The 19402-nt window shown below is 60.3% G+C and carries 18 protein-coding genes and 2 pseudogenes; 10 read left to right on the plus strand and 10 right to left on the minus strand.

The window, feature by feature from the left end:
* Positions 1-76 precede the first annotated feature (76 nt).
* Both ACIO0C_RS06890 and ACIO0C_RS06895 read left to right on the plus strand, forming a co-directional pair.
* Positions 77-970, plus strand: a pseudogene (locus ACIO0C_RS06890) (cache domain-containing protein); the annotation flags it as partial.
* Positions 971-1294: 324 nt separating this feature from the next.
* Positions 1295-1831 (plus strand): annotated as a pseudogene (locus tag ACIO0C_RS06895) (methyl-accepting chemotaxis protein); the annotation flags it as partial.
* Between the two features lie 99 nt (positions 1832-1930).
* Here ACIO0C_RS06895 and ACIO0C_RS06900 read toward each other — a convergent pair.
* Complete coding sequence (locus ACIO0C_RS06900) at positions 1931-2959, minus strand: LacI family DNA-binding transcriptional regulator (RefSeq protein WP_401309486.1); 1029 nt, start codon at positions 2957-2959, stop codon at positions 1931-1933.
* Positions 2960-3136: 177 nt separating this feature from the next.
* Here ACIO0C_RS06900 and ACIO0C_RS06905 point away from each other — a divergent pair, with 177 nt between their 5' ends.
* From ACIO0C_RS06905 to ACIO0C_RS06915, 3 genes are read left to right on the plus strand one after another with little or no spacing between them, the layout of a single operon-like run.
* Positions 3137-4303: a Gfo/Idh/MocA family protein gene (locus ACIO0C_RS06905; RefSeq protein ID WP_401309488.1), complete on the plus strand. Its 1167-nt coding sequence runs from the start codon at positions 3137-3139 to the stop codon at positions 4301-4303.
* Positions 4300-5394: a sugar phosphate isomerase/epimerase family protein gene (locus tag ACIO0C_RS06910; RefSeq protein ID WP_401309491.1), complete on the plus strand. Its 1095-nt coding sequence runs from the start codon at positions 4300-4302 to the stop codon at positions 5392-5394. Before ACIO0C_RS06905 ends, ACIO0C_RS06910 begins: the two co-directional genes overlap by 4 nt.
* A 52-nt stretch (positions 5395-5446) precedes the next feature.
* Positions 5447-6679, plus strand: a complete 1233-nt coding sequence (locus ACIO0C_RS06915; RefSeq protein WP_401309773.1) for a nucleoside permease — start codon at positions 5447-5449, stop codon at positions 6677-6679.
* Between the two features lie 265 nt (positions 6680-6944).
* Here the strand turns inward: ACIO0C_RS06915 and ACIO0C_RS06920 are convergent, their stop codons facing one another.
* Positions 6945-8540 (minus strand): winged helix-turn-helix domain-containing tetratricopeptide repeat protein, encoded by a 1596-nt coding sequence (locus ACIO0C_RS06920; RefSeq protein ID WP_401309494.1) that lies wholly within the window; start codon positions 8538-8540, stop codon positions 6945-6947.
* A 247-nt stretch (positions 8541-8787) separates the two neighbouring features.
* Between ACIO0C_RS06920 and ACIO0C_RS06925 the strand changes: the two genes are divergently transcribed.
* From ACIO0C_RS06925 to ACIO0C_RS06940, 4 genes are all read left to right on the plus strand, one after another.
* Positions 8788-9540, plus strand: coding sequence for an SDR family oxidoreductase (locus ACIO0C_RS06925; protein WP_401309496.1), 753 nt, complete (start codon positions 8788-8790; stop codon positions 9538-9540).
* A gap of 43 nt (positions 9541-9583) precedes the next feature.
* On the plus strand, positions 9584-9997 hold the full coding sequence (locus ACIO0C_RS06930) for a cupin domain-containing protein (RefSeq protein WP_401309498.1): 414 nt from the start codon (positions 9584-9586) through the stop codon (positions 9995-9997).
* Positions 9998-10093: 96 nt separating this feature from the next.
* Positions 10094-11191 (plus strand): HlyD family secretion protein, encoded by a 1098-nt coding sequence (locus tag ACIO0C_RS06935; protein WP_401309501.1) that lies wholly within the window; start codon positions 10094-10096, stop codon positions 11189-11191.
* Entirely contained in the window at positions 11188-12792 is a 1605-nt protein-coding gene (locus ACIO0C_RS06940) for a DHA2 family efflux MFS transporter permease subunit (RefSeq protein ID WP_401309504.1), read from the plus strand. The genes ACIO0C_RS06935 and ACIO0C_RS06940 overlap by 4 nt, the downstream gene beginning before the upstream one ends.
* Here the strand turns inward: ACIO0C_RS06940 and ACIO0C_RS06945 are convergent.
* The 7 genes from ACIO0C_RS06945 to ACIO0C_RS06975 form a co-directional block, all read right to left on the minus strand.
* The gene (locus tag ACIO0C_RS06945) at positions 12779-13279 is read right to left on the minus strand and encodes an outer membrane beta-barrel protein (RefSeq protein WP_401309507.1); all 501 of its coding nucleotides are present in this window, start codon (positions 13277-13279) and stop codon (positions 12779-12781) included. The two genes, ACIO0C_RS06940 and ACIO0C_RS06945, sit on opposite strands and share 14 nt — an antisense overlap.
* A gap of 219 nt (positions 13280-13498) precedes the next feature.
* Positions 13499-14389 (minus strand): helix-turn-helix domain-containing protein, encoded by an 891-nt coding sequence (locus tag ACIO0C_RS06950; protein ID WP_401309510.1) that lies wholly within the window; start codon positions 14387-14389, stop codon positions 13499-13501.
* Positions 14389-14724 carry a hypothetical protein gene (locus tag ACIO0C_RS06955; RefSeq protein WP_401309513.1) on the minus strand — a complete coding sequence of 112 codons (336 nt, stop codon included), beginning with the start codon at positions 14722-14724 and terminating at the stop codon, positions 14389-14391. Before ACIO0C_RS06955 ends, ACIO0C_RS06950 begins: the two co-directional genes overlap by 1 nt.
* Positions 14725-14847: 123 nt before the next feature.
* Positions 14848-15105, minus strand: coding sequence for a hypothetical protein (locus ACIO0C_RS06960; protein ID WP_401309516.1), 258 nt, complete (start codon positions 15103-15105; stop codon positions 14848-14850).
* Between the two features lie 109 nt (positions 15106-15214).
* Positions 15215-15697: a hypothetical protein gene (locus ACIO0C_RS06965; RefSeq protein ID WP_401309519.1), complete on the minus strand. Its 483-nt coding sequence runs from the start codon at positions 15695-15697 to the stop codon at positions 15215-15217.
* Positions 15694-16509: a transcriptional regulator gene (locus ACIO0C_RS06970; RefSeq protein WP_401309521.1), complete on the minus strand. Its 816-nt coding sequence runs from the start codon at positions 16507-16509 to the stop codon at positions 15694-15696. Before ACIO0C_RS06970 ends, ACIO0C_RS06965 begins: the two co-directional genes overlap by 4 nt.
* Before the next feature lie 201 nt (positions 16510-16710).
* Positions 16711-17247 carry a glyoxalase superfamily protein gene (locus ACIO0C_RS06975; RefSeq protein ID WP_401309524.1) on the minus strand — a complete coding sequence of 179 codons (537 nt, stop codon included), beginning with the start codon at positions 17245-17247 and terminating at the stop codon, positions 16711-16713.
* Between the two features lie 383 nt (positions 17248-17630).
* On the opposite strand from ACIO0C_RS06975, the gene ACIO0C_RS06980 reads away from it, so the two are divergent.
* Entirely contained in the window at positions 17631-18107 is a 477-nt protein-coding gene (locus ACIO0C_RS06980) for a hypothetical protein (RefSeq protein WP_401309527.1), read from the plus strand.
* A 167-nt stretch (positions 18108-18274) separates the two neighbouring features.
* Here ACIO0C_RS06980 and ACIO0C_RS06985 read toward each other — a convergent pair whose 3' ends face one another.
* Positions 18275-19303 carry a D-cysteine desulfhydrase family protein gene (locus ACIO0C_RS06985; protein WP_401309530.1) on the minus strand — a complete coding sequence of 343 codons (1029 nt, stop codon included), beginning with the start codon at positions 19301-19303 and terminating at the stop codon, positions 18275-18277.
* Positions 19304-19402 lie beyond the last annotated feature (99 nt).

Raw genomic sequence — 19402 nt, forward strand, 5'->3', positions numbered from 1 at the left:
CAATGCCAAGGAAGTGGAAGTCGAACTCGGTGCCGGGTTTACCGTGGCCGAGTCGCTGGCCAGTGTCGCCACGGCGATGCAGCAGCAACAAGTCGACCGCAAGACCGCCGATGCCCTGACCCGGCAACTGTTCGAAGCCAACCCCAGGCTGGCGGGGCTCGGCCAGTATTGGGAAGCCAATGCCTTCGATGGCAAGGACAGTGAATTTGCCAACCAGCCGCACCACGACGCCTCGGGCCGTTACCTGACCTACTGGAACCGTGCAGGAGGCACGGTGAAAGCCGAGGCATTGAGCGGCTACGTGCCGGAAAACGCCGACAACCAGTATTACTACCGGCCGCTGCACACGCGTCAGCCCTGGGCTTCCGAACCCTTTGCCTACAGCGGCGGCAGTGGTCAATCGGTGATGATGGTATCGATCATGGTGCCGCTGTTGCAGGGCGGCAAGGCGCTGGGTGTGGCCGGGGTGGACATTCCGCTGGAAAGCATCAACCGCCAGCTCTCGACCATCGATGCCTTCAAGGGCTATGGCGCCCTGGTTTCCAGCGACGGCCTGTATGCCAGCCATCCCGACGCCAAGCGCCTGAGCAAGCCGGCCGACGAGTTGCCGAGCGCCGCCAGGGACGCGATCAAGGCGGGCCGCTCCTACAGTTTCCAACGCGATGGCTGGGGCTATGTGCTGCAACCGGTGCGGATCGGCAAGGCGCCGAACAACTGGGCGTTGATGGTTGCCTATCCGCTGGCCGAAGCCATGGCCGGCATCAATCACTTCCTCTACACCGCGGTGGTCATCGGTCTGGTGGCGTTGCTGGTGCTGGCCATTGTGCTGTGGCATCTGTTGGCGTGGCAGATTCGGCCGTTATCGGGCCTGACGGTCGGCATCCAGGCCTGGGGCGGCGAGCTGGGCCTGCGTTTCCAGCAGCGCAGCGGCGATGAAACCGGCAAGCTGGCGGGGGCGTTCAACCAGTTCATCCAGCGCCTGGGGGACCTGGTGGGATCGATCCGCCAGAGCAGCACCACCTTGATGCAGATTTCCAATCACCTGGGCGACACGACCCAGGCCGTCGCCGAACGGGCAACCTCGCAACACACCGCCACCGAGGAGATGGCCAGCGGCGTCACGGCGTTGGCGCATTCGGTGACCGAGATGTCCCAGCAAGCCGAAGACGTGGAGCAACTGGCGCGCAACACCGAAGTACTGACCACCAACATTTCCGGGGAGATGAGCCAGACCCTGGCCGGCATTACCCACATCGACCAGACCATGGACGTGGTGGCCGGCGCGGTGGGCGACCTGGAAAAACGCTCACAACAGATTGCCGGGATCATCGCGGTGATACGCAGCATCGCCGACCAGACCAATCTGCTGGCCCTGAACGCCGCGATTGAAGCGGCGCGAGCCGGGGAGCAGGGACGTGGGTTCGCCGTGGTGGCGGACGAGGTGCGGCAACTGGCGGAACGTACCAGCCGCTCGACCGGTGAAATCGGCGAGATGATCGGCGCCATCGGTTCGGATGTGCGCAACACCGTGGCCAATGTGCAGCAGGTCGGCGAAGCGGTGCGCCAGGGCGTGGTGCAATTGACTACTTCGGCCCAGGGTGTCGACCAGATCCGTCAGCATGCCCAGGACATTCTCACGCGCATCAGCGAAGTGGCGCGCCAGACCCAAAGCCAGGCGGCGACGGGCGAGCAACTGTCGGTGGCGATCCAGGGCGTCAGCCGGATCTCCGAGCAGAACGACCACGCGATCCGCAGCCTGCTCGAACAGTCGGTGCAACTGCGCGATCAGGCCGGGTCGCTGAGCCAGCAACTTACGCAATTCCGCGATTGAAAAAGACCTGAATTTTACGGCTGCACTTGTACCCCTGTAGGAGCGAGCATGCTCGCGAAGAACGTCCGGACAACGCGTCCATTCAGACAGCACGCGTTATCATTGACGTCCATCGCTAGCATGCTCGCTCCTACAGCGGGCTGCCGTGCTGCTACGCAGCGTCAACTCAAACGGCAACACCACATGCCGCTGAGCCAGCGGTTTCTTTTCGATCAGCGCAATCAACATCTCGACGGCTTTCTGGCCGAAGACTTCGGCAGGTTGCGCGATGGTCGTCAGCGGTGGGTCGCAGTACGCCGCGAAAGGAATGTCGTCAAAACCTACCAGCGAAATGTCCTCGGGCACCCGCAAACCCTGTTGCTTGATGCGTTTCAATGCGCCGATAGCCATTTCATCGTTTTCGCAAAACAGTGCAGTGGGGCGCTCGGGAAGCTGCAGCATCGTGGCTGCGCCGTCATCACCGGCCTTCAGACTGAAATCACCGTGACAGATCAGCGCCGGGTCGCTATCGATGCCGGCCTGACGCAAGGCATCCTGATAACCGGCCACGCGATCGCGGGTCAGCGGGCTGCTTTTCGGGCCTTTGATCAGGCCGATGCGGCGGTGGCCCAGTTCGATCAGGTGTTCGGTCATGGCCTTGGCGGCCGCGCGATTGTCCAGGCTGATGGACGGATGTCGGCCGCCTTGAATCACCTCGCAGGCGTTAACGATGGGCGGCAACTCGGCGTTGGGGAAGGGCGCTTCGAAGGGGTCGTAGGCGCGCAATTGAATCACGCCGTCGGCCTGATGGTTGTACACCAGCTCGGCGAATTCCCGTTCGATCTCCTCGCGGCCCTGGGTGTCGCACAGCAGCAGACGATAATTGGCCGCCTGGGCCGCCTGTTGCGCGCCGCTGATGACCCGGGCGAAAAAAGTGTTGGCGATGGCCGGCACCAGAATCACCAGGTTGCCGGTGCGCCGGGAGCGAAACTGCACCGCCATCAGGTTCGGCCTGTAGCCGGCCTTTTCCACAGCCGCGTTAACCTTGTCCCGCGTTTCGGGCAGCACACGCTCAGGCGATTTCAGGGTTCTGGACACCGTGGCCACCGAGACGCCGGCCAGCCTGGCTACTTCACGGATATTGGACAAAGTCACCTCGTTATCGAACCGCGCGGCCGGCGAGCTTAACGCAGTTGGCCATGGGGCGGAATGTTCATCGATTCTAATCCCGGGTTTGACAGGCGCCCAAACTGAGCCTAAATTTCCGCCACGATGTAACCGGTTACATCATGACCGGATTGTCCGATCAAGACAGAGATAATTGCGATGAGCGCTGCAGTGCCAAAAATAAGAATGGGATTCGTCGGGGGCGGCGAGGGCGCCTTCATCGCTCAAGCCCACCGTCAGGCCGCCGGGCTCGATGGCCGTTTTGAGCTGGTGTGCGGCGCTTTCAGCCGCGACCCGCAAAACAACCGGAACACCGGCGCGGTACTGGGCTTGCCGGCCTCGCGCTGCTACAGCGACTGGCAACAGATGATCGAGGCCGAGCGTGCGTTGCCCGCCGAGCAGCGCATGGAGCTGGTGGTGATCGTCACGCCCAACCACTTGCATGCACCGGTTGCCAGCCAGGCGCTGAGCGCGGGCTTTCATGTGTTCAGTGAAAAACCGGCGGCACTGAACCTGGCCGAATTGCTCGCGCTCAAGGACGTGGTCGAGCGCAGCAACCGCCTGTACGGCCTGGCCCACACTTATCTGGGTTATCCGATGGTCTGGCAGGCGCGCGACATGGTGCGCAGCGGCGTGATCGGCAAGGTGCGCAAGGTCATTGTCGAATATCCCCAGGGCTGGCTCAGCCAGGATGTGGCCGGGCAGGGCAACAGGCAGGCGCAATGGCGTGACCGACCCGAACAGTCCGGTTTGGGCGGCTGCATCGGTGACATCGGCACCCATGCCTTTTCCCTGGCCGAGTTTGTCGCCGATCAACCGATCCAGCAGCTGTGCGCGATGTTGGGTGTGCACATCGCGGGCCGTCAGCTGGACGATGACGCCTCGATGCTGTTCAAGATGGCTGGCGGCGCCAGCGGCGTGTTGATCGCCAGTCAGGTCTGCGCAGGCGAGGAAAACCCGCTGAAGATCCGCGTCTATGGCGACAAGGGGGGGCTGCAATGGCGGCAGGAAGAACCCGCGAGCCTGATCCACCGCGCCCTCGATCAACCCATGCGCATCTTGCGTTCCGGCGTCGGCCAGCCGTGGCTATGCCAAGCCGCCAGCCAGCGCATGCGCTTGCCGGCCGGGCATCCCGAAGGCTACCTCGAGGCCATGGCCAATCTCTACGGCGACCTTGCCCGCGCCATCCGTGGCGAGGTTGCGGGGCACGATGCACCGGGGGTACCCGGGATCGACATCGGCCTGCGCGGCATGGCGTTCATCGAAACCGTGATCGCCAACCACCGTGGCGACGCCAAGTGGACCGAACTGGTCTGCACCCCATGACTCTGGAGACTGCCGTGACTGACACTGCCCCAACCGGCCTGCGTGGCCCGGGGATTTTCCTCGCGCAATTCATGTCCACCGAAGCGCCCTTCGATACCTTGGCCAACATCGCCCGGTGGGCGGCATTCCAGGGTTACAAGGCCATTCAATTGCCGACGCTGGGCACACAATTCATTGACCTTGCGCGCGCCGCCGAAGACCAGGGCTACTGCGACGAATTGCAGGCGGTGTGCGCCCAGGCAGGCGTCGAAATCAGCGAGCTATCGACGCATCTGCAAGGCCAGCTGGTGGCGGTGCATCCGGCGTTCGACACGCTGTTCGATGACTTCGCACCGGCACATTTGCGCGGCCAGCCCCAGGCACGCACCGACTGGGCCATCGATCAATTGAAGCTGGCGGCACGTGCCAGCCAGCGCCTGGGCCTGAAAGCCCACGCGACCTTTTCCGGCGCGCTGCTCTGGCCCTACATCTACCCATGGCCGCAGCGGCCGAGTGGCCTGGTCGAGCAAGGTTTTGCCGAATTGGCCAAGCGCTGGTTGCCGATCCTGGACTGTTTCGAAGAGGCCGGCGTCGACCTTTGCTACGAGATTCACCCCGGCGAAGACCTGCACGACGGCGCTTCATTCGAGCGCTTCCTGGAGGCGGTCGATCACCATCCCCGCGCGGCGATCCTGTATGACCCGAGCCACCTGCTGCTGCAGCAAATGGATTACCTGGGCTTCATCGATCGCTACCACGAGCGCATCCGCATGTTCCACGTCAAGGACGCCGAGTTCCGGCCCGATGCCCGTTCCGGTGTCTACGGCGGCTATCAGGGCTGGGTCGAGCGGCCGGGGCGTTTCCGCTCACTGGGCGATGGCCAGATCGACTTCAAGTCGATCTTCAGCAAGCTGACCCAATACGATTTTGCCGGGTGGGCCGTGCTGGAGTGGGAATGTTGCCTGAAGGACTCCGCGCAGGGCGCCGCAGAAGGAGCGGCGTTCATCGAGCGACACATGATCAGCAAGACCCGGAAGGCGTTCGACGATTTCGCCAGTGTGTCCTCCGACGCGGCGTTCAATCGACGACTGTTGGGGCTACCTGACGCCTGAACACCTTCTCTCGCACAAAAACAACAATAAGACGGAGACTTTCATGACCACGATGACCACGATGACCGCGCGGCTAAGCGCAATGATGTTCCTGCAGTTCTTTATCTGGGGTGGCTGGTTCGTCACCCTCGGGACCTTTCTCGCCAGTAACCTGGGCGCCACCGGCGGGCAGATCGGCATGGCGTTTTCGACCCAGTCATGGGGGGCGATCATCGCGCCGTTCGTGATCGGTTTGATCGCCGACCGCTTCTTCAACGCCGAGCGCATTCTGGCGGTGTTGCACCTGGTGGGCGCGGTGTTGCTGTATCAATTGTATCGGGCGCCGGACTTCAGCACCTTCTATCCGTACGTGCTGGCCTACATGATGATCTACATGCCGACCCTGGCCCTGGTCAATTCCGTCGCGTTCCGCCAGATGAGCGACCCGGCACTGGAGTTTTCGCGCATCCGCGTGTGGGGCACCCTCGGCTGGATCGTCGCCGGCGTGGTGATCAGCTTTGTGTTTGCCTGGGACTCGCAAGCGGCGATTTCGTCAGGCGGGTTGCGCAACACCTTCCTGATGTCGGCGATTGCGTCACTGCTGCTGGGCCTCTACAGCTTCACCTTGCCGCGCACCGCACCGCTCAAAGGTGAATCGACCGGCGGCCTCAAGCAGATGCTCGGGCTCGAGGCCCTGGGTTTGCTCAAGGATCGCAGCTATCTGGTGTTCTTCATCGCCTCCATCCTGATCTGCATTCCGCTGGCGTTCTACTACCAGAATGCCAACCCGTTCCTGGCCGAGATCGGCGTGACCAACCCCACGGCGAAAATGGCCATCGGGCAGGTCTCCGAAGTCTTGTTCATGCTGCTTCTGCCGCTGTTCATCCAGCGCTTCGGGATCAAGATTGCGCTGCTGGTGGGGATGCTGGCGTGGGCCTTGCGCTACCTGTTGTTCGCCTACGGCAACAACGGCGACCTGGCTTTCATGCTGTTCACCGGCATCGCCTTGCACGGCATCTGCTATGACTTCTTCTTCGTTTCCGGACAGATCTACACCGACGCCAAGGCTTCGCAACGCTTCAGGAGTTCGGCCCAGGGTTTGATTACCCTGGCGACCTACGGCCTGGGCATGCTGATCGGTTTCTGGGTGGCGGGGCAGGTGACCGACCACTACGCCGCGACGGCGGGCGGCCATGACTGGAAAAACATCTGGCTGTTCCCGGCCGGGTTTGCCTTGGCGATCTTTGTGTGTTTTGCCCTGGCGTTCAAGGGACGACAGGCGGTGGCGGTGCAAACGACGATCTGACCCGTTGGAGCCATCGCAGGCCCAGGTTCTCACGATGGCTTCTTTCTCGCTGTTGGGTCAGCTGGGTACAGGGTCTCGATACTGGACGACTATTGGTTGGTGGATCCGCAGACGGGGGCAGTGCACTACCACTACATGCTGACATCGCAATGACAGCTGATTGGACGCCCAAATTAAACCGACGCAAATCCATGTAGGAGCAGCCTGGGGCAGTTCAGGATAGAACGGCGAATAGTACGCACAAACGCCGAGGTGCCTTGAGCGGTTACTCCGGCAGTCCGGCCAGCCGCAGGCCATCGGCGAGCCGGGCGAAATCCTCGGGCCGCTGGATCGGTAGCCAGTCCTTGAGGTTGGAGACACGCAACGAGGGGTCCAGTTCGTGCAGGCGTTGCATCGCCAGTCTGGCCTTGTCGGTGTGACCGTTCAGGGCATGACTGGCCGCCACCAGGACTGCTGGTGGGAGCAGGCTGGGCAGGTTGCCCAGGGCTTTTTCCGCCCAGTCTGCAGCCGCATCGAAGTGCCCGGCAAAGAAGTGCGCCAGCGCCATGCCGACCTGCATCCTGAACATTTCCGGGTCCAGCGGACTCAATCGAAGGGCATGGTTCAAGTCCTTGATCGCGGCGTCTGTTTCGCCGTGCAGCGCGCGCAGGATGCCGCCCAGGTACCAGGCGGGGGCGAGGTTGGGGTTGAGCAGGCGCGCCCTGTCGAGCAACGCAATGCCGCCGTCGACTTCACCGGCCAGATGGGCCAGTGCATGTCCGCCCCGAGTCAAGGCGACCGCATCGTCGCGGCCGAGCGATACCGCCAGACGCGCCAGCCGTATGCCCTCGGCGATCTCGGCCGGGCGATCGCCCATCCAGCCATTGAGCTTGCGCCAGAAGTGGCACCAGGCAGCCATGCCATAGGCCGAAGCAAATTCCGCATCGAGTTCGATAGCGGTGTAGAACATCGGCAGCGCGTCCTCGATGGCTTCCCGGCCGCCGCTGTGCAGCTTTGCCATGGCGCGCAGGTAGTAGTCGTAGGCGTCCAGGCTTTCCGTCGGCTTGCGTTTGGCGCGCTCGATTTCTGCCCGTTCAAGTTGCGGCGCGATGGCGCCGACGACGCTTTCGGCGATCTGGTCCTGCAACTCGAAGATATCGTCGAGTTGGCCTTCGAAGCGCTCGGCCCAGATATGCATGCCGCTCGTGGCGTCGATCAGTTGCCCGGTGATGCGCACCTTGTTCGCGCATTTGCGCACGCTGCCTTCGAGCACGTAGCGCACGCCAAGCGCCTGGCCGACTCCCCTGGCATCCACCGCCCGGCCCTTGTAGGTGAAGCTTGAATTGCGCGCGATGACGAACAGCCAGCGGATGCGCGACAGCGCGGCGATGATGTCTTCAACCACGCCGTCGGCGAAATACTCCTGTTCGGGGTCGCCGCTCAGGTTCTGGAAGGGCAGGACGGTGATCGAGGGTTTGTCAGGCAGAACCAGGGCGGGGGTTGGCGCTGGCGCTTGCTGCAGGGCCGTGGGCGAGAGCTGGCCTGTATCAGGTAGTCGCGCCGGTTCGCCAGTATCGACCTTGACCAAGCCGACGAAGCGGTAACCCTTGCGCGCGACCGTGCGTACCAGGCGCTGCTCCTCGCCGGTATCACCGATGGCCTTGCGCACCGCATTGATGTGGCTGGTGATCGTCGATTCAGAGACGATCCGGCCGTTCCACACCGCCTCTAGCAACTCGTCCTTGCTGAGGACGCGCTCGGGATTGCCGACGAACAGCAGCAATAGATCGAAGACCTGTGGCCCGACAGCCACGACCTGTCCGCACCGGGTCAGCTCCCGGCGTTGCGGATCGAGTACGTAGTCTTCAAACGAGAATGGCAAGATCTGCATCCCTTGATAAAGCGCCCCGACTCCGTGTCCCAGGCGAATGATGATGAGTACCCGATGCCGATGATACGGCAGCTCAACACCTGCTGCACCGTCTGCCCCAAGGGCGGCTGGACAGACAGCAGCTTCTATGGACGTAAATCCAAGGCAAACCCAAGCCCGGCCCAAGGACTTGTCTCACACGCGCGGGCAATCTCCCTCTACCGACGCAATGTTTGCAGTCGACAAGTGGAGAACGCCCATGAAGATCGTCGTCATCGGAGGCTCCGGCCTCATCGGATCGAAACTTGTGAATACCCTTGGCGAGCGCGGCCATGACGTGCTCGCTGCCAGCCCGAGCACGGGGGTGAACAGCATCACCCGCGAAGGCCTGGCCGAAGCGATGGATGGCGCCGATGTGGTGGTCGACGTCGCGAACGCGCCGTCCTGGGAGGACCAGGCCGTGCTGGATTTCTTCGAAACCTCGAGCCGCAACCTGCTGGCCGCCGAAGCCGCGGCCGGGGTTCGCCATCACGTGGCCCTGTCGATCGTGGGCAGTGAACGCCTGCCAGAGAACGGCTACTTCCGTGCCAAGGTCGCCCAGGAAAACCTGATCAAGGCCTCGGGCATTCCCTACACCTTGCTACGCGCCACGCAGTTCTTCGAGTTTGTCGGCGGCATCGTCCAGTCGTTCGCCGTCGGCGAGGAGATTCGCGTTTCGCCGGCGCTGATCCAGCCAATCGCCTCCGACGACGTGGTGGCGGCGCTGGCCGATGTGGTGCTGGCAGCGCCGGTCAATGGCACGGTCGAAGTCGCAGGGCCCGAGGTCATGCCGACCGACGACCTGGCCAGGCGCTTCATGCGGGCAACTCAGGACCACCGCAAGGTCATGCCGGACATCAACGCGCGCTATTTCGGCTCGGTGCTCGACGACCGATCGCTGACCGCCAGCAAGGACGCGCGCCTTGGCGCGATCCGCTTCGACGACTGGCTCGCCCAATCGACCAAGCGCTAACGGTTCGCGCCATCCCATCCCGACCCCACGAAGGAGCAATGCCATGTTTAGCCAATTTATATTCGCCGCGGTTTTCGCCGCACTTTCGATCAGCGCCGTGTCGGCCGCCGAGCCGCCCGCCGGCAAGGTGACAGTGGTGTTCGACCGGCCCATCCCCAACATACCTGGCAAGAGCATGAAGGGCGTGGTCGTCGAGTATGGGCCGGGCGCCGCCTCACCGGCCCACACCCATCCGCAAACGGCCTTCATCTATGCAACGGTACTGGAAGGTGCGTTTCGCATCAAAATCAAAGGCCAGCCGGAAAAAATCTACAAGGTTGGCGAAAACTTCGTAGAGGAGCCGGGCTCCGTGCACGAAGTCAGCGCCAACGCCAGCGCCACCGAACCTGCACGCCTGTTGGCCGTGTTCGTCCTCGACACCGATAAAACGCCGCTGGTCACACCCATCAAGAAGTGAGCCGGTCACCCGCTCACGCACCCTCGACAGCCAGGCGGCACAGCGCTGCCGCCCCGTGGCTGGCGCAGTTGCAGGCATAACACAGGAAATGAACATATGAACGCGCTCCAGGACAAGTCCGCCATCGCCGCCGGCGCAAGTACCGGGACCCCTGTCGTCGTGGCCCGGCGTAGCAAGCGCAAGGCGCTCGGTATCTTGTTGTGCGTGGGCGCCGTGGCGGTCGTGGCGGCCTGGGGCGCCCTGGCATTTTCCAGCGGCGTGACCTCGACCGACAACGCCTATGTCCGCGGCGACGTGACCTCGCTCGCCGCCAAGGTCGCCGGCTATGTCACGGCACTGGAGGTGGGGGACAACCAGGCCGTGCGCGCCGGTGACGTATTGTTCCGCATCGATGACCGCGACTATCGCGCCAAACTCGCGCAAGCAGTGGCCAATGTCAGCGCCGCCCAGGCGCGCCTGAGCCATGTCGACGCACAAATCCAGCTGCAACGGGCGTTAATTCGCCAGGCCGAAGCCCAGCGCCGTTCGGCCAGCGCCGACATGAACCTGGCCACCAAGACCCACGAGCGCAGCCGCAAGCTGATCGTCAGCAACGCGGTCAGCCAGGCCCTGGTGGATGAAACCGGTACCGCGCAATCCAGGGCCGCCGCATCGGTATCGGCCGCTGCGGCAACGGTCGAGGCGCAGCAGCAACACATCGCCGTGTTTGTCGCGCAAAGAGAGGCGGCGGTGGCGGCCGTGACCCAGGCGGAGGCAGCACGCGAGCTTGCCCGGATCGACCTTGAGCACTCCGTGGTGCGCGCGCCCGTGGATGGCGTGGTCGGTAACCGGCAGATCCGTCTCGGCCGCTTCGTGACGCCGGGGGTTTCCCTGCTCGATATCGTGCCAGTCAACGATGTGTGGGTCGTGGCCAACTTCAAGGAAACCCAGCTCGAACATATCCGCCCCGGCCAGCGCGTGCGCATTAGGGTCGATGGCTACCCCGACGCGGCACTGGACGGCGTGGTCGACAGCTTTGCACCGGGCAGTGGCGCGGCGTTCAGCTTGCTGCCGCCGGACAACGCCACCGGCAACTTTGTGCGCGTCGTGCAACGGGTTCCGGTGAAGATCCGCCTGGCCGGCAATCCACTGCCGGGGCGCATCGTGCCTGGCCTGTCGGCGCGGGTGGAGGTGGCGCAAGGGGAAGGTTCATGAATACCCTTGCCAAGGCCACTTTGAATAGCGGGACGTCCACCGGCGTGCTGCTCATGCTGGGCATCGTGCTGGCCGCGCTGACGGAGGCGATCGCCGGCACGGTGCTGGCGCTCGGGCGCAGCGATATTATCGGCGACACCTATGCCACGCCTGACGAGTTCGCCTGGCTGGATGTCGGCTACATTGCACTCAAGCTGATCGGGTTCATGACCGCGCCTTGGCTGATGCAGCGTTTTTCTGCGCGCCACGTGCTCATCGGCGCCACCCTGGCCATGGGCCTGGCGTGCTGCATGGCCGCCTGCATCGCTCAGCTGGAGCTGCTGATCGCGCTGCGCCTCATTCAAGGCTTCGCCGGTGGCGCCCTGTTGGTGGCGGGGCAGGCGATCATTTTCCGCGCTTATCCGCGTTCGCTGCAGCCGATACTGCAAGCGCTGTTCGCCATGGGCGCCGTGGTCGCGCCCGGCACCCTCGCACCGGCCCTGCAAGGGTGGATGATCGACAACCAGTCCTGGACCTGGATTTTTTTCAGCGTGGTGCCGCTGGCATTGGCGGCGAGCGGTATGTTGCTCATCGCCGCCCACCCCATGCCCGCCAAAGTGCGGCAACCGGGCTTTGACTGGCTGGGCTTGTGCCTGATCTCTGTGACCCTGTTGTGTTTCACCTACGTGCTCAGCCAGGGCAGCCGGTGGGACTGGCTCGAGGAGCCGCGCATCCAGTGGCTGACGGCCGTCGGCAGTGCTGCGCTGCTCGCCTTTCTCGGCCAGCAAGTGTTGGCCAAAGGCCGGGGGCTGTTCGATTTCACGGTGTTCAAGTCCAGCGATTTCACCTTTGCCTTTTTCGTCAGTTTCGTCGCCGGTGCCGCGTTGTTCGGCAGTGCGTACCTGATCCCGGCGTTCGCCCTGTCTGTGCTCGCGTTTACGCCGACCGATGCCGGCTTGCTGCTGTTGCCCAGTGGCGGTTTGTTTGTCGGCTCGCTGCTGATCGCAGCCATTGCCTTCAAATTCGCACGCGTTCCACCGGTTGCGACCGTGCCCTTTGGCATCCTGCTGATCATGGCGGCGATGTGGATGCTGTCCGGATCCACCAGCGAAAGCGGCAGCGACGACATGATGGCGGCCATCCTGCTACGCGGGCTGGGCCTGGGCTTGCTGTTCCTGTCGATCACCCTGATTGCGTTCAGTAACCTCAACAGCCGCAACCTTGCCGCGGGCATCGGCCTGTTCAATACGGGGAGGCAACTGGGTGGCTTGATGGGCGTCGCCGGGCTGCAGACCCTGATCGAGCACCACATCGTCAGCAATGTCGCGGTAATCGGCGCCAACGTCACCCCTGGGGGGAGCGCGCTGATCGAACGGCTGATCGCCAGCACGGCAATGCTGGCGGGCAAGGGCATGGATCAGCTGGCCGCCGCCCGGGGCGCGACCAGCCTGCTGGGCAAGGCGGTGTCGGGGCAGGCCACGGTGATTGCCTTCGATACAGCGTTTTTCACCGTTGCCCTGTTGTTTGTCGTGGCCGCGCCCATGCTGGTTGGCATCAAGATTGGCCTGGGCCACTACGACCGGCATCGCCGCTCAATTGAAGTGGGGGTTAGAACAGAATAAAAGCAGAGGCCGTTGTTTGATTCAGGTTGATATTATCGACTTCCAGTACTTCATATTCCGCGCGGACACCGATGTTGCGAAATACATCAACTTCAACGCCGGCACCGTAGGTCAGGTTGACGCCCGTATCGTCATCGGCGGCATTGCCGTCAGCATCCCAGGCATGCGCACCGACACTGCCAAAGATTCGCACCCGCTCTCCCAGCGGAATACCGAGATGGGCGCTGGCCTGGACAGATTTGCCGTCGAAGTCCAGATTCTTGTCCTTGAACTGGCCAAGATCCACGAAGGCGCCTTCAAAGGCCAGATAGCTGTTGAGACGATAACCTGCAAAAACCTTATAACTGTTGTCTTCATCGCTCAAATGGGTTTTGTCGGTTTCAATGTTACTGACGCCAGCGCCAAGGTATAAACCCTTGTCATCGGCGAGCGCCTGAAAAGACAGCAGCGAAAGCAGCGAAACGAAGCCAAGGTTTCGAAGTAGCATATGAGGTAGGGTCCTTACACAGGTTGTGGGTTATGAGATGTAGGGCGTTAATAAGCGTTAATCATCCAGGCTAAAGCGACACCCAATAGGTAGGCGGCAAGGCACAATATGATTTTCTGTTTGAGTGGCAGCGTATTAAACCGATAGCGCATGCTTTTCCCCTTGGGTAGACATAAACAATCCTGGCTGTTGCGCAAGTGAGCTGAAAGTCATTGATTGTTATTTATTGACCGCTGAAAGCTTGGGACTGTTACGCCTGGCCGTTTCCGAGGGTGTTTCACCATAGGCCTCCTGATACGCCTTTGAGAAGCGGCTCAGATGATGAAAATTCCAATACATTGCGGTTTCAGTGACCGTCGGCCAGGTATTGCGGATCAAGTCTCGGCGGACATGGGCGAGTCTGAGATTCCTGATGTAGGCGATCGGCGAAGTCCCGAATGTTTCAACGAAACCATGATGCAAGCTGCGAGTGGTGGTTTTCAGTTGTTTTACCAGCACCTTCATGTTCAGCGGTCTGTTGGTGTTTTGATGAATGTACTCAATGGCCTCCGTCGCGATCTTCCTTCTGGTCGGGGGCTTGAGTGCGCAGCGGCCAACCGGTGTCAGGGCCCGTAACAGTGCAACCAGCAATGCACCGTCAGCGGCTGATTGTTCATGGCGGCCGCGTTGTTTAAAATCTGGCTCATTAATGTCAATCAAATGAGCGTTGAGGACTTCAATGGCAGATTGCACTAATTTGAAATTGGCAACCTGAAAGTGGTGCGCCGTTCGATGTGCAAGTACGTCGATCAATGAATGGTTTTCCACGCATTGTGCGTAATGCTCTAACGTCGTGGTCAGGGTAAAAAGAGTTTCATTCGGCTCGCAGGTGTAGTGCACGGGCTCGCCGCTATACAACACGATGATTTCGTTAGGCCGCAATTGATGGTTGTTGACAGTGGGACGACCTACAGTAGTCCGGGAAATGGCCAATGTTATGCAGCCATGAGGAACAGAGCCGATCAGAGTTGCGGCTGAATCAAACTGCAGTCGACTGCATGGGCGCCTGCACCCATCAATGAGTTTTTGCTGGCGAAAGCTGGCTTCGTGCTTAGAGGGGGCGAGGCTCATCACGTCGATGACTCCCGCATGAGCTCCAGTGCCGCAGTAAAGACGTACGTGTCGCTCGTGGTTGAGTCCACCAGGCTCTGAAGTTTGCACGGCTCTATTTTCGAGCCAAAGATCGCTGTCTGGCTTGCCGAACCGAGGGCTGCGGCATCAAAGGCAAAAAAATCATCCACGCGATAATCGGTGCAAATCTTGTAACTGGATTGCTCTTCGGCCAGCTTGTTTTCGTTGCTTTCAATGTGCGTCAGGTCGGCGTTATAGAGTGCCTTGTCATCGGCCCAGGCCTTGAGTGAAAGCAATACACCAAAGGATACGCTTGCGAGGTTTTTAAGCAGCATTGAGGTGCTTTCCTTGTTGATGATTTTTCAGGCAGTGCAGTGTGTTAGCCGCATTACTGTCACGGCGTGGCCATCGGATAGTCCTGTGCTCACGAGGCTTGTTAAAGTCAAAAATCCATATTTTCAAACGGGAGTCAGCGAAAGCTCATCGCCCTCGTTGTTTTGTGGTGGGGGAGGCAGCGTGTTATCAAACGCTCCTTCACCTTCATTACGCTCATTCTCGGAATAGATTTTCAGGTGTTTCAATTTGATTTTTTCGTTCGGGCTGAGTTCTATCTCGTAGAGCTCGATTTCCGTGCTGCCAATGGCGTATTCATTGTGTGCCATTGAATGAAAAGGAATGGCGGCGAGAGAAAGGACTGCCAGGATCTTGGTCATCATTGAATTGACGGCTCGCGAACACTATAAAGGCGGGATCTTGATGGGGGAGGGTGCTTGATTCAAATCAGTAATTATTATTTTTATTGTTACGTGATTGGCTGCAGATTGTTCAGTGATTCATGCAGCGCAAACGGCCAATATCATGTACATAGAAGCACACGCTGTTTTTATTGGAGGTAGGGAGTAATTCGTAGTTCAGGATGGTGCCTTCCTGTAGAACGAATTGACGTCTGAAAAACAGATCCGGCGTTTTTTCAATGGCGAATAATTCGTTGTCCTGGCTAAGCTTGACGTTGTTGATTTTTATCTGCACATGATGATTGCTTTCCCGGATCACCTGCGCCGAAATGGTCGCGTTACGGATTTTACCGTTCAGGCTTTCCAGGGTGGTTTGTGTCAGTCGACCGTGCCCGATGGTCAGATACTCTTCAGTGTTGAGTTGGTTCGAATCCTCAAGCCATTGTCGGGTAATGGTTTGATAACTGATATTTTCCATGTAGTGAGAGGGCGCATACATCAAGGAAAAGACACAGGCGGCGTTGATGATTGCTAGTAGAACCCAGTGGGCAGTAGCAGATGTCATTGACTTCATAAGGTGGCTTCCAGACATTGCCGGATCATCAGTGCGAGTTCTTTTTGTTCGCTGTTCAATTGCAGGTTCGCAGTACTGAGGTCCGGACGAATGCACGAAACCGAGTAGTTTGATTTAAACAGGTTCAGCCAGACCTCGCCTTTAATGTTGGGCGGAAGTTGTTGAACCTGCGTCACCGAAAGATCCCTCAACGCCTCGGCCTCTGCCACGCTTTGGCCTACCGCATGGATGGCCAGTTCATGATGTTTTGCGCTGGACACTTCTATTTTCGTTGTGTCGAAGCCAGAGTGGAAACCGGTGAAGGCACACACTCCCAAGGTAACGACATAGCCGACCAACTGGGCTTTTGTAATATAAGTTGATGTTCTGGTTTTTTCTGCGGGTACTGGCAGAGTATTTATGCCCTGAGGTGCCAGCGCTTCAATGGGGGGCACAGGCGCCGCTTCATCTGAAGGCGTCGGCAAGTCTGAATGAGCATCCACTACATAGAGACGGTTGAAGCAATAGCCTCTGCGCGGAACCGTCATCACTATTTCGTGATCTCGACTGTCGTTGAGCAGGTTTCTAAGAGAGAAAACGGCCTGGTTCAAACTGCCGGAGGCAACGACACGATCATTCCAGGTGTAATCGATGATCTCCTCGCGGCTTTTGGTCTGGCCAGGCTCCATGAGCAGCAGGTCCAGTAGGCGCGATTCGGCTCTACCTATCGTAGTGCTTTGAACTTCTCCATGGGTCGTGGTGATGGTAAGCAAGGCGGTATCTGGATCGAAAAGGGCCATGGCACCATTTTTCAATGTGAAGGCGTAGCGCATGGGTATCCTCCGTTCAGGTGGTTCTGGCTGAGTATAGAGACGGTTTTGACTGGCCGGATTTGACCGGGTGCATGCTTTTCGGGAGTGAACGGCTATAAGCGGGGGCGGTGATGATGCGCGGATCGGGTGATCTGCGCTATCCGAAAACTGCAAGGCAGGGCGGTTAAAAGCCCAGCCTTGCAGGTCTTGGAACGGTGTCGATCAGCCCTGGCAGAAGCGGATCCGGTTGCCGAACGGATCATAGACTTCCAGGACTTGCCCCCAGCCCTGCTGGACAATATCCGGGCGTCCGTAGCCGTAGCGCTTGGCCAGTAACTCTTCGCGAAGCAGTTCGATATTGTTCATCGGGACAAACACTGTCGAACCCGGGCTGGCATCGCCATGGTGTTCGGAAAGGTGAAGTTGCAGGCCGTTGCGGCTGATGCCCAGGTACAACGGCAGATCGGCTTCGAACCGGTGCTCGAATTCGACGCTAAAGCCCAGGAAATCGAGATAGAACTCACGGGCCTTGGCTTCGTCGAACATCCGCAATATGGGAATGGGCTTGTCGAATGTAACCGTGGGCGTGGGCTGGGGGGCTGCCGGGTCAAGCATTGCAGATGCCGTGTTCCAATCCTTGTAGCCCAATTGCTGCGCGACCAGTTCCAGCGCGGTGGAGTGAGACAGGCTCTGATTGCGTTCTTCCAGCGAGGCGCGCAATTGTTTGGCCATCTGCTTGGCTTGTTCGATTGAAAACATCGTTGCTCCTGTAGCCGAGATGCCTTGGTGCTCGCGTTGCCAAACCTCGACCGTCAAGAGATACGACAGGGTTCGTTTGAGGAAGCGATGCTTTCACCTTTCCCATCAGGAGCGAGCGGCGGGCAGCATTGGCCCGGTGCCGATATTACATAGCAGGTACTGAGTCGGGAAGTCCTGCGGGGCATGTGTATCGCTGTGTATCCAGCCCCGCCGTTCGCAGACTGGCTTACAAATGCCCCGCCAACCGGATACATCCGGGATACACGGTTGCAGTCAAATAGCCCTGCCTTAGCGAGAAAGCAACCGCGCCTCGCACCACGGCTTATTGCCCTTGTGGCATAGACCTTCGCGGCTCGGCCGCACACAGTATCCGGAGAATCACCATGTCCCGTATGTCGAACAAATCCCGTATTGGCCTGATCGCTGTTGCACTGGCCGGCAGCCTCAACCTCGCTTCGAACGCCTTTGCCGCAGACGCGCTGCCCCAGGGCTACCAATTGGCCTCGGCGGAAAAAACCAGTGAAGGCAAGTGTGGCGAAGGCAAGTGTGGCGAAGGTAAGTGTGGCGCTGAAGAAGCCGGCGCCAAGGTGACCAAGGCTGGCGAAGGCAAGTGCGGTGAAGGCAAGTGCGGCGATGCATCGTTCGCCCGTACCGACACCGACGACGACGGCCGCGTTTCGCTCAAGGAACTGCTGACCGTAGCCCCGCAGGGCGGTGAAGAGTTCAAGGCCATGGACACCAACAACGACGGTTTCCTCTCCGAAGGCGAGGTCTACAAATTCCGCACCAATCAGTTCACTTCCAATGGCAAGAAAGTGCCTACGGAGTTGTTTACCCAGATGAGCAAGGCCAAGAGCTGATTACGCGATTAGCGGTGAACAACCTCCCTGGGATTTTCCCGGGGAGGTTTTTTTGTGTACACCTGAAAGACAATCATCGGCAGCGATGACGCCTTCGCCGGCAAGCCGGGCTCCTACAGATTTTGCACCCGCCACCAAGTCGAAACCACAAGTCTATGGCGTGACCTTCAGTCAAAGGCACTGCGGTAGGCAAACAGCCCAGGCATACCGCCAGTCATCACAAACAGCAGATTGCTGCCCGTCGGGTAATCACCCCGCCGTACAGCCGCGAGCAGTCCGGCGAAGGCCTTGCCGCCATAGACAGGGTCAGTGAGCAAACCTTCCCGGGACGCCAGCAGGCGCACTGCTTCGAGCATCGCTTGAGTCGGCGCGCCATAGGCATCGCCGCGTTGGCTGCCATCCACGCGAACCGGCGGGTCGGCCAGCGTTGTGGACGGGTCGAGCAGCTGTAAAACCTGGCGGGTTTTTTCCAGGGTCGTGGTCGTGGCCTGCTCCTCGGTTGCCAGCACCGAGTAGCCGAGGATTTGCGTCGATGCGCCAGCCAGGGTGACGCCGGCCAATAGCCCTGAGTGCGTGCCGGAGCTGCCATTGGGCACGATGATTTGCTCGAAATGCACGCCCAGCGCATCCGCCTGGCGCAGGATTTCGCCCGCGCAGGCGGCGTAACCCAGGCTGCCCCGGGGGCTGGACCCGCCGAGGGGCATCACAAAGGGTTTCCTGCCTTGGCCCTTGAGCGTGTCGACCAACTGCGCCGCATAGGTATCAGGCAAGACACCCCGAGCCAGTCGATGGACCTTCGCGCCAAACAGTGCATCCAGCAACACATTGCCGTTGTGGCAAAAATCGTCATCGGTGCGCACGGCCGAGGGCGTCAGGATCAGCTCGCAGGCCAGGCCATGACGGGCCGCCACGGCCGCGGTCAGCCGTGCATGGTTGGATTGAAATCCGCCCCAGGTCACCAGTGTGTCGGCACCTTCGGCCAAGGCTTCGCCGAGCAGGAACTCTAGTTTGCGCAGTTTGTTGCCACCGCCGCCGAGACCGGTCAGGTCGTCGCGTTTGACGAAGAGGTGGCAGCCATTGAGTTGAGGCAAGCCGCTCAAGCGGGACAGTTTCTGGATCGGGGTCGGGCCTTCGAGCAGGGCCACCCGTGGGTACGCGGCCAGCGCGGCATCAAGATGATTCAAGTCGTGGGGCATGAAGGTTCGCTCGTGGAGTGGAAGGTACTCGGTGGGCTTGGACGCCATCGGCCACTGTAAAAAGCGGCTGCTTGAAGATAAACCGCTGGCAAGGCATTA

Origin of the sequence: Pseudomonas sp. NPDC087336 (genome assembly GCF_044744285.1) — a bacterium.
GTDB lineage: Bacteria > Pseudomonadota > Gammaproteobacteria > Pseudomonadales > Pseudomonadaceae > Aquipseudomonas.